The 16,061-nt window shown below is 52.7% G+C and carries 11 protein-coding genes, 4 tRNA genes and 1 pseudogene; 14 read left to right on the top strand and 2 right to left on the bottom strand.

All coding sequences use genetic code 11. From position 1 onward, the window contains the following. The first annotated feature begins 86 nt into the window (after nt 1-86). The 3 genes from JMG82_RS07380 (at nt 87) to JMG82_RS07370 (ending at nt 1,893) form a co-directional block, all read left to right on the top strand. The gene (locus JMG82_RS07380) at nt 87-527 is read left to right on the top strand and encodes an Hsp20/alpha crystallin family protein (RefSeq protein WP_201352074.1); all 441 of its coding nucleotides are present in this window, start codon (nt 87-89) and stop codon (nt 525-527) included. Nucleotides 528-629: 102 nt separating this feature from the next. Then, nucleotides 630-1,409, top strand: coding sequence for a thiazole synthase (locus JMG82_RS07375; protein WP_201352073.1), 780 nt, complete (start codon nt 630-632; stop codon nt 1,407-1,409). A 40-nt stretch (nt 1,410-1,449) separates the two neighbouring features. Further along, nucleotides 1,450-1,893, top strand: coding sequence for a hypothetical protein (locus tag JMG82_RS07370; protein ID WP_201352072.1), 444 nt, complete (start codon nt 1,450-1,452; stop codon nt 1,891-1,893). A 62-nt stretch (nt 1,894-1,955) separates the two neighbouring features. Here JMG82_RS07370 and JMG82_RS07365 read toward each other — a convergent pair whose 3' ends face one another. Further along, entirely contained in the window at nt 1,956-3,332 is a 1,377-nt protein-coding gene (locus JMG82_RS07365) for a sodium-dependent transporter (RefSeq protein WP_236579114.1), read from the bottom strand. Between the two features lie 83 nt (nt 3,333-3,415). Between JMG82_RS07365 and JMG82_RS07360 the strand changes: the two genes are divergently transcribed. The 5 genes from JMG82_RS07360 (at nt 3,416) to JMG82_RS07340 (ending at nt 4,539) form a co-directional block, all read left to right on the top strand. After that, a tRNA-Pro gene (locus tag JMG82_RS07360) sits at nt 3,416-3,493 on the top strand. Between the two features lie 16 nt (nt 3,494-3,509). Beyond that, nucleotides 3,510-3,586: transfer RNA gene (locus JMG82_RS07355), tRNA-His, on the top strand. A gap of 33 nt (nt 3,587-3,619) precedes the next feature. Continuing rightward, nucleotides 3,620-3,696, top strand: a tRNA-Arg gene (locus tag JMG82_RS07350). A gap of 194 nt (nt 3,697-3,890) precedes the next feature. Then, a complete protein-coding gene (locus tag JMG82_RS07345) occupies nt 3,891-4,301 on the top strand; it encodes a group I intron-associated PD-(D/E)XK endonuclease (protein ID WP_201352071.1) in 411 nt (136 codons plus the stop codon). Between the two features lie 153 nt (nt 4,302-4,454). Continuing rightward, nucleotides 4,455-4,539, top strand: a tRNA-Leu gene (locus tag JMG82_RS07340). Between the two features lie 57 nt (nt 4,540-4,596). On the opposite strand, the gene JMG82_RS07335 is transcribed toward JMG82_RS07340, so the two are convergent. Next, on the bottom strand, nt 4,597-5,163 hold the full coding sequence (locus JMG82_RS07335) for a GNAT family N-acetyltransferase (RefSeq protein WP_201352070.1): 567 nt from the start codon (nt 5,161-5,163) through the stop codon (nt 4,597-4,599). 350 nt (nt 5,164-5,513) lie between these two features. Here JMG82_RS07335 and JMG82_RS07330 point away from each other — a divergent pair, with 350 nt between their 5' ends. The 6 genes and pseudogenes from JMG82_RS07330 to JMG82_RS07305 all read left to right on the top strand — a co-directional run bounded on the left by JMG82_RS07330 (nt 5,514) and on the right by JMG82_RS07305 (nt 16,021). After that, a complete protein-coding gene (locus tag JMG82_RS07330; protein ID WP_236579113.1) occupies nt 5,514-5,696 on the top strand; it encodes a hypothetical protein in 183 nt (60 codons plus the stop codon). 10 nt (nt 5,697-5,706) lie between these two features. Beyond that, nucleotides 5,707-6,594 (top strand): annotated as a pseudogene (locus tag JMG82_RS07325) (IS3 family transposase); the annotation flags it as partial. Between the two features lie 193 nt (nt 6,595-6,787). Continuing rightward, nucleotides 6,788-7,840: a DNA cytosine methyltransferase gene (locus JMG82_RS07320; RefSeq protein WP_201352069.1), complete on the top strand. Its 1,053-nt coding sequence runs from the start codon at nt 6,788-6,790 to the stop codon at nt 7,838-7,840. Beyond that, nucleotides 7,837-10,977 (top strand): DISARM system SNF2-like helicase DrmD, encoded by a 3,141-nt coding sequence (gene drmD, locus JMG82_RS07315; RefSeq protein ID WP_201352068.1) that lies wholly within the window; start codon nt 7,837-7,839, stop codon nt 10,975-10,977. The genes JMG82_RS07320 and drmD overlap by 4 nt, the downstream gene beginning before the upstream one ends. Next, on the top strand, nt 10,974-15,107 hold the full coding sequence (locus JMG82_RS07310) for an Eco57I restriction-modification methylase domain-containing protein (protein ID WP_201352067.1): 4,134 nt from the start codon (nt 10,974-10,976) through the stop codon (nt 15,105-15,107). The genes drmD and JMG82_RS07310 overlap by 4 nt, the downstream gene beginning before the upstream one ends. After that, a complete protein-coding gene (locus tag JMG82_RS07305; protein WP_201352066.1) occupies nt 15,104-16,021 on the top strand; it encodes an MvdC/MvdD family ATP grasp protein in 918 nt (305 codons plus the stop codon). The genes JMG82_RS07310 and JMG82_RS07305 overlap by 4 nt, the downstream gene beginning before the upstream one ends. The last annotated feature ends 40 nt before the right edge of the window (nt 16,022-16,061 follow it).

Raw genomic sequence — 16,061 nt, 5'->3', positions numbered from 1 at the left:
ATATTTAACAATAAAAATGCAAAAAACTTGACAAAAACAGTATCAACTTGATATAATTATGCAAAATCATTGAAAAGGAGGTTATCATGCTGGTAACACGATTTGATCCTTTCGCTGAAATCCGGGAACTGGAAAAACGACTGCTTGGAGCGGTTGAAGTCCCGGCAAAAGGTGAAAAAGAGGCTGTAAGCGCATTTCTTCCGAGTGTCAACACACGCGAAGATGAAAATGCATACGTAATAGAAGTCGATGTGCCGGGTGTCAAAAAAGAGGACATCAAAGTCAACGTCGATTCTGAAAAACGGACATTGACCATCTCCGGAGAACGAAAGTTCGAAAAAGAGGTCAAAAAAGAGGACTACTACAAGATAGAGTCCAGCTACGGCAAGTTCATGCGCTCCTTCTCTCTGCCGGAAAACGTGGATGCAGAGAACATCGAAGCGAAGACGGAAGAGGGTGTATTGCGCATCACGTTGCCGAAAGTGAAAAAAGAGGAAAAAGAGGTCAAAGAGATTCCTGTAAAGTAAGCGAAGCGGCCTTTGGGCCCTTCGCTTGCCTGCTTTCAATTTTCTTCAAGTCCCCCTATGTTATAAATCTTCTAAGAACATTACAATCAGGAGTTCCTCACGATGAGCGATATTTTAAAAATCGGCAGGTACGAATTCACCAGCCGTTTGATTGTTGGAAGCGGTAAATATCCCGATTTTCAGACAACAAGGGATGCAACGCTCGCAAGCGGTGCCGAGATGATCACGGTGGCGGTACGGCGTGTCAACATCACCAATCCTGACGAAGAGAACCTGATGGATTACTTCAAAGACACCAATGTCAAATTTCTCCCCAACAGCGCCGGCTGTACAACGGCGGAAGAAGCCATCACCCTTTTCAGGCTCACTCGTGAGGCGACAGGGATCGATTTGATCAAACTCGAAGTGATCGGCGATACTCAAAAAACACTCTATCCCGATGTTGTCGAAACCATCGAAGCGTGCGAGGTACTGGCCAAAGACGGGTTCACCGTCATGGCCTATACCAACGATGATCCGATCATCGCGAAACGTCTCGAAGATGCGGGGGCCGCAGCCGTCATGCCGCTCGCCGCACCGATCGGAAGCGGACTCGGCGTGCAAAATCGGTATAATGTGGTATTCGTACGCGAAGCGGTCAGTGTGCCGGTGGTCGTCGATGCGGGAATCGGCCAGGCAAGCGATGCGGCTGCCGCCATGGAACTCGGTGCCGATGCGGTACTGACCAATACCGCCATCGCTCAGGCGAAAGAGCCGATCATCATGGCGGAAGCCATGAAACATGCCGTTATAGCAGGCCGCATGAGTTATCTGGCGGGACGTATTCCCAAGCGCCCCTATGCGACGGCGTCGAGCCCGACAGAAGGAATGATCCAGTTCTGATGCCGTCCTGCAGCGTTGTGTCGCGCAGAAAGGATACGAGATGCATTTTAATGGACTGAATGTCAAAAACGAGTTGAGCGGATGGATCGAATCAAGCGACGCGAAAGGGTGCGTCGACAGGGAGCTCTATCGGCTCAAGCGCTACGGAAGTCCTGTGACCATCGTCATGTACCGTTCCGAAGATCCGGAGTTCGAAAAGAAGTTCCACCGTCACAGCCGCCGCACCGATCATTTGATTCCACTGGCGGAAAAACATTTTCTGCTTCTTTACGGAAATACCGAAATTTCCAATACGATGAAGGCGATCGACAATCTGCGAATTCATCTAGAACACGGCGCCGACAACAGCAAAAACCGCATCGCCATCACGCAGCTCAAACCGGACGATGAGCTCAACGAGGCGCTGAAACGGCTGCTGACGCTCTTTGTCGTTGCCATCCAAAACAGCGACAGAATCGTCGACGACTCCTACCTGATGCGCTGAGACGAGTGCATGGCTTGACCCATCCCCTACGCAAATCCATTCAATAAAAAGAAAGGGAATTTTTATATGTTCAAAATTCCCATCAGATTCAGCATCATGAAAACCAGCGCAATCGGTGCGATGTAGCGTATGCTGAAACGCCATACATTGAAATATTTTTCTCCCATCTCGTGTTCGAGAGCGGCGTAAACGCGCTCCTTCTGCAGGATATATCCTACAAAAATCGCGATAAGCAATCCGCCCAGCGGCAGCAGAATCGAGTCGGTCGTATATTCGAGTATGTCAAAAAGCGGCTTTCCGCCGATGGAGAAGAGTGCGCCCCACGCTTTCGTGTAGCTCAGCAGCGCGCCGATACCCACCAGCCAATAGAGCAAAGAAGAGAAAATGACCGCTTTGTGGCGTGTCCAGCCGAAACGGTCGATGAGGTACTGAACCACCGGTTCGACAAGCGATATGGCCGATGTCAGTCCCGCAAAAGCGAGGGCGAGGAAAAAGAGCAGTGCGAGCACCGTGCCCAGCGTGCCGAAGTTGGAGAGAACCACCGGCAGCGAGATGAAGACCAGACCGGGCCCCTGGGCAGCGGGTGCGCCTTCGTGGAAGAGGAAGCTGTAGATGACAAGCCCCGCCACCAGGGCGATCAGCGTATCCATAAATGTGACGATAAAGGCGGTTTTGGTAATACTGGCGTTTTTCGGTAGAGAGGCGGCATAGGTCATGATGGCCCCCATGCCGAGCGAGAGGGTAAAAAACGAGTGTCCCACCGCCCGGACGATCGCCTCGGAGTTGATCTTGCTCCAGTCGGACGCGAACATGAAATCCCAAGCCTTCGAAAAGCCGTCGAGTGTCATGGCGTATGCCAGCATCCCGAAAAGAATCAGCAACAGGGTTGGCATCAGAATCAGATTGAATTTTTCGATACCGCCCTTGATCCCTTTGTGGACGATATATCCCACGATGATAACCGCGACCGTATGCCAGAAAATCTGGATTCCCGCTTTCTCGCCCACCAGCGCGTCAAAAGCCGCTTTTGCCTGATCCGTCTGAATCGGAAGTCCCGAAAAGATTTCGAAAAGATAGTAGAAAATCCAGCCGATGACGACGGAATAAAATGTCATGATAATAAGACCGTTGAAGCCCATGAAACCGGCATATTTCCACCCCTTTTGATTCGGCGGTGCCAGCTTCTCGAAGCTTCCGACCGTATCGAGCCGGCCCAGGGCGCCAACAAGCATTTCGGCTACCATGACAGAAAAGCCGACAAAAGTGATTGTGATGAGATAGACCAGTACGAAAGCCCCGCCCCCATACTCTCCGGTCATATAGGGGAATTTCCAGATATTGCCCAGGCCTACCGCCGAACCCGCAGCCGCCATGATGAATCCTATTCGACTGAACTGTGCCACTTTCATCGTTGTCTGCCTTTTGTATATTATCTTCATTCAGCTTCTGAAAAATAGCGACAATTATACCATTTTGTTGACAACAAAAAGCTTTTTGACTATAATTGCAGTCCACTTTTGGACGGGGTGTAGCGCAGCCTGGTTAGCGCACCTGGTTTGGGACCAGGGGGTCGAAGGTTCGAATCCTTTCACCCCGACCACGCAAAGTCTTAGATGGTGGGTGTAGCTCAGTCGGTTAGAGCGCCAGATTGTGGCTCTGGAGGTCGTGGGTTCGATTCCCATCATCCACCCCATCGTTGACAACCAGGCAAACACCCCAATTTTCAGCGCCCGTAGCTCAATTGGATAGAGCGACGGACTTCGGATCCGTAGGCTGGGGGTTCGACTCCTCCCGGGCGCGCCACCGTCAATCCAAACTTGAGCGCCCATAGCTCAGCTGGATAGAGCAACGGCCTTTAGCTATTGTTACATACGAAAAAAGGAGCCTCTATAGGGAAACGGAACCTATAGAGTGGATTGCACTGTATCGGGGAACCCTTAACAGATCGTGCTGATGGCAACCCCGAGGAAATCTGTAGTCGCAAAAGGTTGTGTAGTATGCACCATACCAAAACCAAAGGCGACTTAGGTGTTTTGAAGGCTCAAGTCGACCTGTTTGAGCAGGGTTATATGATCCTGCTGCCCCAAACGGAACATGCCCCATTCGATCTTTGTATATACAAAGAGGGTCAATTCAAGAGGGTACAGGTCAAATATAGAGCTGTTGACAGCAGAGGATCGGTTACCATACATTTCCGTTCTTCATGGGCGGACAGGCATGGTATTCATGAGAATTCGGTCAATAAAGAAGAGATAGATATTTATTGTATCTATGTGCCTCAGATGGATCGATGTTACTATTTTGATCCAAAGCGATTCAACAGATCTGTCACCTTGAGGGTAGAAGCACCGAGAAATAATCAGAAAGCGGGAGTAAAACTGCTTGAAGATTATCGCAGAGTTCCGTAGAGGCCATACGTGCAACACCTGAGATGGTGAAGAGATGGTCCAGACCACAAACCCGTAAACGGGGCAGTGAAAACTGTAGATGGTAAGCTAAGCCGTAGGTCTCAGGTTCGAATCCTGATGGGCGTACCACTTCATTGATATTTCAATACAACCGCGGACGTGGTGGAATTGGTAGACACGCCAGACTTAGGATCTGGTGCCGCAAGGTGTGGAGGTTCAAGTCCTCTCGTCCGCACCACTTCAAAATTTTAATTGGCGACTACTAAAGGTTTTTTGTCGAAAGTCGTCTTTTTGTCTATGTTATTTCGTTTGTGCGTTTGAAATCTCCTTTGTCGATTTTTCTTTTCAAATATATTCTATTACCGCCTGCTTTCGATTCATTATACATTTCGAAACCGTGTTTCCTGTACAGATTGATCGCGGGACGAAATGTGTTTGAATCATATGTATATACATGCAACCATTTTTTCCCCATTTTCCCTGCCATTTCGATGGAGAAATCGAGCAGTTTTTTGCCGATGCCAAAACCCCTGAACCTTTCCTGCACGCAAAACCACCCCAGCCAGCAGTTGTCAGGATCGTCCCCGATCTCCGTATAAAGACCTGTCAATCCGATTACGTTGAAGCTGCTTTGGTCCTTTGCGACCCGGTAAGACAAAGTTTCTACATCGTTTCGAAGAAGAACATTGGAATATTTTACGGCCTCGAGGCTTGCCCTGAGCAGTTGTTCTTCCCCATTGTCGGGATTGGGGAATGTCTTGTCCCTGAGAGATTCCGCTTCACGGATATTTGCAGGAGACAACTTTTCTATGAAGAAAGCGATATGCCGTTTTCGGGAGGAGCCTTGTCGACGCAATGGCATGACGCCTTTTGGTTTTGAGATTGATCCGCATTCGATTTCCTTTTGTTTTTGATGAACGGTAAAGAAACTCTCTTAAAGTGAGATTAATTATAATTTATAATAAACATAAACGATAATATACTTACTTCTTGGCTGAACAACCCGGATTGAGCCATCTCCCGAACTCCCTCGCGTATGCGGTATCAAATGAGTTTTTATACTGACCCCCAGCCCAACTGCACAATGTATAATACAGGAAATACAGGAGCAAAAAGTTGGAAGAACAGCAACCACAGATCAAACGCTTTACGGCCAAAAAGAAAATGGATATCGTGATGGATATATTCTAGGGCAAGACGACCGTGGCCGAAGTGTCGCGCAAGTATGATCTGACACCCGCCACCATTGAAGAGTGGATGGAGGAGGCCCGAGCGGGGATGGAGAACCAGTTGCGGGCCAGACCGAAAGATATCGCCGCAGTGTACGAAGAGAAGATCAAAGCGATGAAAGAGGTCATGGGAGAGCTGACGTTGGAGAACATCGCTTTCTTGTGAAGCGAAGCGGTTCGCGCAGCGAATCACTCTCTTCGAGAAAAAAGTACGACTTTTCTGTAGGGGAAGAGAAGAAGTGATGCGAGTTCAGAGCGAAATGAGAAATGAAGGCCATCCGATCAGCATCACGAAGCTCTGTCGTCTGTTCGACATTCCTCGTAGGAGTTTCTATTACAAGCCCATCCAAAGAACGCCGAAACTGGATGAAGAGCGCGTCAGAAAAGTCAAGGAGAAAATAAACGAGTTTCCGACCTACGGCTACCGGCGCCTGGCCCTGCTGGTGGGAATGAACAAAAAGGTGGTCCAGCGCATTCTGCGGCTCAAAGGCTGGCAGGTGCGAAAACGTTCCAAAGGCCATAGGCCAAGGGCCAAGGCGATGCCCTCACGCTCACAGATTCCCGATCGAAGATGGGCCATCGACATGACCCGCGTATGGAGCCAAAAGGATGGCTGGAGCACCCTGGCCGCCGTCATCGATACCTGTACCCGAGAGATTGTGGGCTGGAGGCTCTCAAAAAGCGGCAAAGCCAAGACGGCGGAGGCGGCACTGCAGGAGGGGCTCATCTACCGTTTCGGCAGACTCAAAAGGGTGGAAAGAGAGATCACCTTGCGAAGCGACAACGGATTGGTCTTCACCAGCAAGTCGTTCGCCAAAACGGTCAAAGATTACAATCTTTCCCAGGAGTTCATCACGCCCTACATCCCAGAGCGTCCGAGCCGAAGGCGACAGCCCCGCAGGCGGAGCCGAGGACAAAACGGCATGATCGAGCGTTTCTTCCGCACCATCAAAGAGGAGTGCATCTGGCATCACAACTTCAAATCGCTCAAGGAGGCCACCAAAATCATCGGAGACTGGATCGACTTCTACAACCACAAACGCAAACATTCGGCGCTGCGATAAAAAACACCTGTAGAGGTATTTCGTTTAGCGGCTTAGGTGTGCAGAAAGGGAGGGGTCTTGTCATAGACTGCGCCCATTCGAAAACCATTTGCCGTTTGCCGTTTTCATCAACTCCATATTCATAGGATCCTCTTCTCTTTTTCTGAACGGTTTTTGGATAGAATAAAATACATCAATCGATTGGAGAAGATGAGTGAAAATCGAAGCGATAGACCTGTTCTGTGGGGTGGGAGGATTGACCCACGGATTGAAGCGTGCTGGGATCCGCGTACGACTCGGGGTGGACGTGGACCGCGCTTGCGAGTATGCCTACGTGAAGAACAACGAGGCCGATTTTCTCGTGAAGTCCGTGGACGAGGTGACTGGAGAGGAACTGCTGGAACGTTATGGCGGGGGTTCGACACGTCTGTTGGCCGGTTGTGCACCTTGCCAGACTTTCTCGACGTACAACCAGAAGGCCTGTCCGACCGATCGTCGTTGGTGGTTGTTGTCGGAATTCGGACGACTCGTCGAAGAGGTGAATCCCGAACTGGTCACGATGGAGAACGTCCCGGGACTGAAGGATCGGGACGTGTTCGACGATTTCGTCGAGAAATTGAAGAAAAACGGTTATCGCGTCTGGTGCGACGTCGTGGACGCATCCGTGTACGGTTTGCCTCAGCGTCGAAAACGTCTCGTTCTTCTCGCTTCTAGAATCGGGGAGATCGAAATGCTCTCTCCCGAATGGCTCGGAACGACGACCAGAACCGTTCGTGACGCCATCGCGGAGCTCCCGCCTCTACGACATGGAGAAGCCGACCCGAACGATCCCCTGCATCGCTGCTCCGCTCTGTCCCCTCTCAACGAGGAACGCATCCGTCATTCGAAGCCCGGTGGTACCTGGCGCGATTGGCCCCCGCATCTCGTGGCCGAATGTCACAGAAAATCTTCCGGCAAGACCTATCCGGGAGTCTACGCTCGAATGACGTGGGACGAACCGGCACCCACGATGACCACTCAGTTCTACGGATACGGCAACGGCCGTTTCGGCCACCCGGAGCAGGATAGAGCCATCTCCCTGCGGGAAGGAGCGATATTCCAAGGATTTCCGCCCGATTACGAATTCGTTCCGCCCGATGCTCCCATCCATATGAAGACGATAGGCAGGATGATCGGGAACGCCGTTCCCGTGACGCTCGCCGAAGCGATCGGTGCGAGTCTCGTGGAACACGTTCGACGACATACACATGGAAAGAACGTGGCATGAGGACACCCGAGGATCGTCTATCGATCGGGAGGCTTCCCGAACCCGGTCAATTGGTGGAAGTACGTAGACGGCGATGGATCGTATCCGCGATCGAGGGTTCGGCGATGGCGAACCAGCATCTGGTCACACTCGCTTCCATCGACGAAGACTCCCTCGGAGAGGAGCTACAGGTGATCTGGCAGATCGAACCGGGCGCACGCGTTCTCGAAAGGGCGAGTCTTCCGAAACTCACGGGTTTCGACGATACCGAAAGACTGGAAACTTTCCTCGACGCGGTCGGATGGGGTGCCGTCACCAACGCCGATCGAAACTTTCTCCAGGCTCCCTTCAGGAGTGGTATCGCCATCGAGGACTACCAACTCGATCCACTGGTGCGCTCCATCGACATGTCCCGTGTCACTCTTCTGATCGCGGACGATGTCGGACTGGGAAAGACCATCGAAGCCGGACTCGTCGTGCAGGAACTTCTCGTGCGTCACCGTGCACGTAGCGTACTGGTGGTCTGTCCGGCGTCCCTTCAGATAAAGTGGAAGACGGAGATGTGGGAGAAATTCGGCCTCGAATTCCGGATCGTCGATACCGACTATATCCGCGGGCTCAGAAGGGAAAGAGGCGTCACCGCCAACCCCTGGACCTCCTTTCCGCGCCTGATCGTCTCCATGGACTGGATCAAGACCGGCGAAGGTCTTCGCACCCTCCGTGACGTACTACCTCCTCACGTCACCTACCCCAGACGCTTCGACGTGTTGATCGTCGACGAAGCTCACAACGTCGCTCCCTCCGGTACGGGAAGATACGCCATCGAAAGTCTGCGTACGAAGGCGATGCGTCTGCTCTCGCCTCACTTCGAGCATCGACTCTTCCTCAGTGCGACGCCGCACAACGGTTACACCGAATCCTTCACCTCCCTTCTGGAACTGCTCGACGATCGCCGCTTCGCGCGCAACGTCGTTCCCGATGGAAAAACCCTCGAAAAGGTGATGGTACGCCGTCTCAAGAGCGATCTCGTCGACGCCGAAGGTAAGCCTCTCTATCCCCGGCGTATCCTGAAAGCGCTCGAAATAGACTACGACGAGGAGGAATTGAAAGCGCACGAAACGTTGCGACGCTACACCCTTTCACGTATCGCACGCTCCGAGGGAACGCGTTGGGCCTTCGGCGAAACTTTCGTGCTCAAACTTCTCAAGAAACGTCTCTTCTCCTCACCACGGGCCTTCGCGACGACCCTTCGAAAATACGCGGATCGGGTCCTGAAGGGCGTGAGAGAGAGACGAAAGACGGTGGTCGACGAGAAGATCCTCCACAAGGCGATCGCCGAAGCCGCGGAGGAATACGCCGACGAAGGACGTCACGAAGAGGCGCTCGACGAAGCGGTGGAGCTGGCGAGCGAAGCGACCGTGCCTCTCGACGACGAAGAGAAGGGAATGTTGCAAGAGCTCCTCTCCTGGGTTTCCATCGCCGAGGGTCGTGCCGATTCCAAAGCCGAAGCGATTCTATCCTGGCTCGAAAACCATCTGAAGGATCATGGCGAATGGAACGACGAGCGGGTCGTTCTCTTCACCGAATACCGCGCCACTCAGAACTGGTTGCAGGAGATCCTCGTTTCCCACGGATACGGTGGAAAGCGCCTCGCCATCCTGCACGGTGGTACGCCCAGCGACGAGCGCGAGGAGATCAAAGCTGCCTTCCAGACCGATCCGGCCATCTCTCCGGTAAGGATTCTTCTCGCCACCGACGCCGCTTCCGAAGGCATCGACCTGCAGAACCACTGCCACTACCTCGTTCACGTGGAAATTCCTTGGAACCCCAACGTCATGGAACAGCGCAACGGCCGTATAGACCGGCATGGACAGAAGGCTTCCGAAGTCGTCGTCTGGCATCCCGTCGGCAAGGATTACGAACGAGAGAGCGCTTCGGGCGGGAAATTCTCCTCGCTCGCCGGCGACATGGAATTCCTGATGCGAGCCGCCATGAAGGTGAACGCGATTCGGGAGGATCTCGGTAGCGTCGGCTCCGTGGTGGCGAAACAGATCGAAGAGGCGATGCTCGGTCGCCGTCGCGAACTCGACACGAAACGGGCGGAAGAGAAGGCCGAGAAGGCCAGACGGATACTCGCCACCGAACGGGCGACGAAGGAACGTATCGCGAAGCTCCACGCGAAACTCGTGGAGACGAGAAGAGACTACCACCTCTCGCCGGAGTACGTGCGTCGCGCCGTCTCTCTCGCTCTCGAACTGGCGGGAAAACCCCCTTTGGAGCCGGTCTCCATGGAAGGATATCCGGAGGGAAGCCTCTATCGTGTTCCACCACTGTCCGGTTCGTGGTCCAAGGCCTTGGAAGGACTGCACCATCCTTTCACCCACGAACTCCGCCCCGTCACGTTCGACTACGAGGTCGCCAAAGGACGTGAAGACGTGGTGCTCGTCCATCTCGAGCACAAGCTCGTCCAGATGTCGTTGCGCCTGTTGCGCGAGGAGCTCTGGAGTCCCGAAGACGTGGGGAAGCTCCACAGAGCCGATGTCCGCGCCGTGAAAGGGCTTGAGGAGATCGTCGCCATCCTGCGTTCGCGCCTCGTGGTGACGGGAGGGGATTTCGCGACTCTCCACGAAGAGATCGTTCTCTCCGGCGGGTATCTGCGAGAGAACGCCCACGCCCGTATACGGACGTTGGGAACCATGGAAGAATGGTTGGACGTCGCCGTACCGATCTCGCCCGACCCCGTACTCGCCGATATTCTGAAGAGAAGATACGACCGCCACGGCGAGGCCATCCTGCGTGCCGCCGAAGCGCGCTCCAAGGAGCGCCTGGAACATCTTCACAACGCCCTCGATCGCCGCAGGGACGGAGAAATTCGAGACGTGACGAAAATCTTCGACGAACTCGAGGAGACGATACGCCGTGAACTGGAGGAGATGAAGAAACCGACACAGCTGCTCTTCGACTTCGCCGAAGAGGAGCGGGCACAGTTCGTCAAGGACGAGCGGGCTCTCGAAAGACGTCTGAAACGCATCCCTGAAGAGAAGAAGAAGGAGATCGAAACGATCGAAAGAAGATACGCCGACCGGCGCCACCGCACCTTCCCCGTCGCCGTGACGTTCCTGGTTCCCGCCGAAATCTACGAAGGGGGTGGGCGATGAGTCGCGACGTGAGACACTACGAGTGGCTCTCCCTTCTGGAGATATCGGGCCCTTTCCTCTCGGTCGAGGTATTGAGGGAGGTTCTGCCGCAAGGACTCGAAACCGTCGACGCTTCCTTGCGAAAACGTCTGGGAATCGCCTTCGACGAGTGGGAGGACGCACTCTACGGCGACGATCCCGACTTCGACGCGCTGCACCGTGCCTGGATCGACATGGTACTCTCGGAGGCTCTGGGTTACGACGAGAGAGAGTGCGTGAAAGTGAACGAAAAGGCGTACCGTTACGAACCGGCCGGTTACGACGCGAGTTTCCACGTCGACATGGCGATAGTGAAAGAAGGAGAGAAGATCCCATCCTTTCTCGTTCGTATCCTTCCACCCTCGTCGACTCCGGACTCGGTTCCCGAAAAGGATGGCTGGCCCGCTACCACCGTGGAGCGTATGACGGCGCTCTGTCGTGCCGTCGGCGTACGATTCGGCCTCGTCACGAACGGGGAGCGTTGGACGTTGGTGAACGCACCCGCTGGATCGGTGGCCTCCACCGTTACCTGGTACGCCAGACTCTGGTTCCAGGAACCCGACACGCTTCGCGCCTTCACGACACTACTCGGTGTGCGCCGTCTCTACGGACCCGACGATGAACGTCTGGAGGCCATGATCGACGCTACCCTGGAACGACAGGAGGAGGTCACCGTCACTCTGGGCGAACAGGTCCGTCGTGCCGTGGAGGTGCTGGTACAGGCACTCGACCGCGCCGACGAAGACCGAAATCGGGAACTGCTCCGGGATGTGGAGAGCGAAGAGCTCTACGAAGCGGCCTTGACGGTGATGATGCGCCTGGTCTTCCTGCTTTCGGCCGAGGAACGATCGTTGCTGCCACTGGGAGATCCCCTCTACGACCAGCACTACGCCGTTTCGGGATTGCGGGCGAAACTCGAGGAGGAACGCGACCGTCACGGCGCGGAGGTGTTGGAGCGCCGCTACGACGCATGGTCGAGACTGCTGGCGCTCTTTCGTGCCGTCTACGATGGAGTGGAGCACGAGAGCATGCGTATGCCGGCTCTGGGTGGTTCCCTCTTCGATCCGGACCGTTTTCCCTTTCTGGAAGGCAGATCGAAAGGATCCCGTTGGAAGGAAGAGAACGCCGAACCCCTTCCCATCGACAATCGGACCGTCCTTCTGGCCCTACGCGCCCTCCAGATCCTCGAACGTTCGGGCGGAGTGACGAAACTCTCCTACAAGGGGCTCGACGTCGAACAGATCGGCCACGTCTACGAAGGTCTGCTCGACTACACCGTCCGACGAGTCCACGGAGCGACGCTGGGTCTGAAAGGTTCCAGCAAGATACACGATCCCACCGTCGGTCTCGAAGATCTCGAAAGGTGGATGGACACGGGTGTCGAAACCGCCGCGAAGAAGTTGAAGGATCTCACTGGACGTTCGCTCTCCGCGTTGCAGAAGGAGCTCTCCGAAGAGGTCGACGACACGTTGTATTCCGAGGTGCTCCAGGCCTGTGATGGAGACACGGCACTCGCCGATCGCGTCGCTCCTTTCGCCCATCTGCTCCGTCGGGACGCCTGGGGTGAATTCGTGGTATACGGCGACGGTTCCTTCGCCGTCGTTCCCGGGGGCGATCGTGCCGCCACGGGTGCCCACTACACGCCGAAATCTCTCACCGAAGCGGTCGTCGCCACCACCTTGGAGCCCGTCCTCTACGAAGGCCCCGCGGAAGGGAGACCGAAAGAGGAGTGGAGACTTCGATCCGCACGGGAGATCCTCGACCTGAAGATCTGCGATCCGGCCATGGGATCGGGAGCCTTCCTGGTGCAGGTCTGTCGTTATCTGGCCGAACGCCTGGTGGAAGCCTGGAACGAAGCGGAACGCGAGGGGTATCGCGTGACGATCGACGGGGAGGTGAAGGCGACTCTTATGGACGAGGAACCCATGGTGTCCGACATCGACGAACGACTCCTCGTGGCGCGTCGACTGGTGGCCGAGCGATGTCTCTACGGTGTGGATCTGAATCCCATGGCTGTGGAATTGGCGAAACTCTCCATCTGGCTGGTCACACTCGCCAAGGACCGACCTTTCGGTTTCCTGGACCATGCCTTCAAGGTGGGGGATTCGCTCCTGGGCGTGGAGGATATCCGGAAGCTGGAGACGTTCTCCATGGATCCCGATAGGGCCAGACCCACGCTCTTCGCTCCGATCCTACGAAAGGAGCTGCGAGAGGTCTTGAACATGCGAAAGACGTTGCGCGAAATCGCGATCCGCGATATCGAAGACGTTCGGGAGATGGGGCGCATCGACGCGGAAGCCGAACGTCGACTCGCCGCTCTGAAGACCGTGGCCGACGCTTTCGTCGGTGAAGTTCTGAGAACCGGCGGCAAGACGAGAGATCTCGTACGCACTCTCGAAGCGCTCTCCGCCGAGGTGGCCGAAGCGCTCGAAGGCGACCACGATGCCCTGGCGCGAATCGAAGCCACGGCGAAGAACGACCTCTCCATCGACCTACCCGAAGGAGCACCACCGAGAAAGCCTTTCCACTGGGCGTTGGAGTTTCCCGAAGTCTTCGTCGATGCCGACGGATTCGACGCGATCGTGGGCAATCCGCCGTTTCTAGGTGGAAGAAAAATAACTTCCATGTTTGGAAAAACTTATCGAGATTATCTCGTGGAAAATATCGCCAAAAAAGATGGTGCAGCCGATCTTGTCGCCTATTTCTTTTTGCGAGCGTATGAATTGTTGAAACATGAAGGACTATTTGGTCTGTTGGCTACGAATACCATCGCGGAAGGTATCACACGAGAAGTTGGCTTGAAAAATTTACTTGAAAAAGAAGATGCTTTGATCGTCAGAGCTTATCCGAATGAACGATGGCCTGGCAACGCCGCCGTAGTGACGAGCCGAATTCATTTGATGAAGTCCAACGAATGGAAGGGTTCGATTATATTAAATGAAAACAACGTATCGAAAATCAATAGCTTTCTTACGGATGAAGACGATAGAACTCCGACTAAATTGAAAAACAATCACGATAGGACTTTTCAAGGATGTATTACACGAGGAACAGGCTTTATTCTCGACAAAATCGAAGGAGAAAGAATACTTGACGAACATGATGAATACGAAATTGTCGTTCAACCTTTCATGAATGGACGAGATTTCACTTCCTCACCAGTCCAACAACCTAGTAGATATGTGATAAATTTTTGGGATTGGCCGCTGGATAAAGCCAAGAACTATCCAATAGTGTTGTCGATTGTCGAGGAACGAGTGAAGCCTGTTCGAGAAGAAAGAAAAGAAGATGGTTCTTGGAGAATTACCACGGAATCTATTAGAAAATTATGGTGGCAATTTGAACATAATGGGTCTAGAATGTTTCATGCAATCGGTCGTGGAAATTTATTTGAGAAACATCCAGCAGGAGAATGGCCAAAAGAACCATTCAAAAAAGTTTGTATTATTCCTCGTGTTTCAAAAATGCTTACTGTCGCACTAATTTCCAATACTATTATTTTTTCAGATGCCGTCGTTGTTATAGCTTATGAAAAGTTTTCCTACTTTGCCCTTCTCCAATCCGCTTTCCATAACGAATGGACGTGGAAGAACGCTTCGACACTTGAAACGAGGCTTCGCTATACCCCCTCCGATTGTTTCGAAACCTTCCCGTTCCCGGTAGCGTTGCATCCCGATTGGCGACAGGTCGATTTCGACGATCCCGTCGTCGCGAAACTCGAAACCATCGGCGAGCGTTACCACGAAAACAGAAGAAAGATCATGCTCGACCGCTGGATCGGCTTGACCGATCTCTACAACCTCTTCCACGATCCCACCGTGAAGGACCACGACATCGAAGAGTTACGCCGACTCCATGTCGAAATGGACGAAGCGGTCAAGGAGGCCTACGGCTGGATACACCTCGACCTGGAACACGGTTTCCACGAAGTCCCATACCTTCCCGAAAAGGACCGGATCCGCTTCACCGTCTCCGAAAAAGCCCGCCTCGAGATCCTGAAACGCCTCCTCGATCTCAACGAAGAACGCCACCGTAAGGAAGTCGAAGAGGAAGCCGCCAGGAAGAAAGGTGGCGGGAAGAGAGTGAAAAGAGACGCAGGAGGGTTGTTTTGAAAAAACCGATTTTCGTGGTCGCTTCTTCTTTCGATGGAACCGTGGATTATATGATCGAAAAATACGAGGACGATTTCAGTTTCGTAAGATTCGATATAGATAGAATGGACAAATACGGGATTTCGATAGACACTACAAGTGGTACACAAAAAGTGAAATTCGTGTCCGAAAATTTTTGTTCCAACGATTTGTTCAATGATATATCCTCGATCTATTTCAGAAAGATTTTTTTTCCGGAACTGAACGAATATGACAAGAGGTATCGTTCATATATGCTCAAAGAAATATATGGATTCGTGTCAGGTCTTGTCGATAGCTTCGTCGGTAAAGTGCTGACGAAGCCATACATCCTCAGACGAACCGAAAACAAGATATATCAACTTTTTTTAGCCAAGGAACTTGGATTCGACGTTCCGAACTCTTCGATAACGAACGATCCCGAATACGCGACATCGACTATAGAGAGGGGTGATTGGATCGTGAAACCCGTTACCACGGGAAAGCTCAATGAAAATGCGATCGTCCAAACGAATAAAATCGTTACCGACACCATCGAAAACATCGAACTTTCTCCGATATATCTTCAAGAATATGTAGAGAAGGAATACGAACTTAGAGTCACTGTGATAGACGACAAATTCTACACTGTAAAAATAATCGCTTCCGATAAGACAGACTGGAGGAAAAACGAACATAATAACATATATGAATTGATACCTACTCCGTATGATGTCGAAAAAGAATGTAAAAAATTCTTGAAAAAAATAGGCATGCGTTTTGGATGTTTCGACTATATTTTTTCGAAAGGTAAATATCGTTTCTTGGAATGCAATCCAAACGGTCAATGGTTATGGTTGGAAAAAAAATTGTCACTCGATATATCCAAACATATTCTGGAGTACCTGAATGCCTGATAAATTTCTGATCGTATATTTTTTACTTTCTTTAATTGCA

Origin of the sequence: Hydrogenimonas urashimensis, assembly GCF_016593255.1 — a bacterium.
GTDB classification, from domain to species: domain Bacteria; phylum Campylobacterota; class Campylobacteria; order Campylobacterales; family Hydrogenimonadaceae; genus Hydrogenimonas; species Hydrogenimonas urashimensis.
The sequence above is the reverse complement of the archived record's forward strand: the minus strand, read 5'-3'. Positions and strand labels throughout refer to the sequence as shown.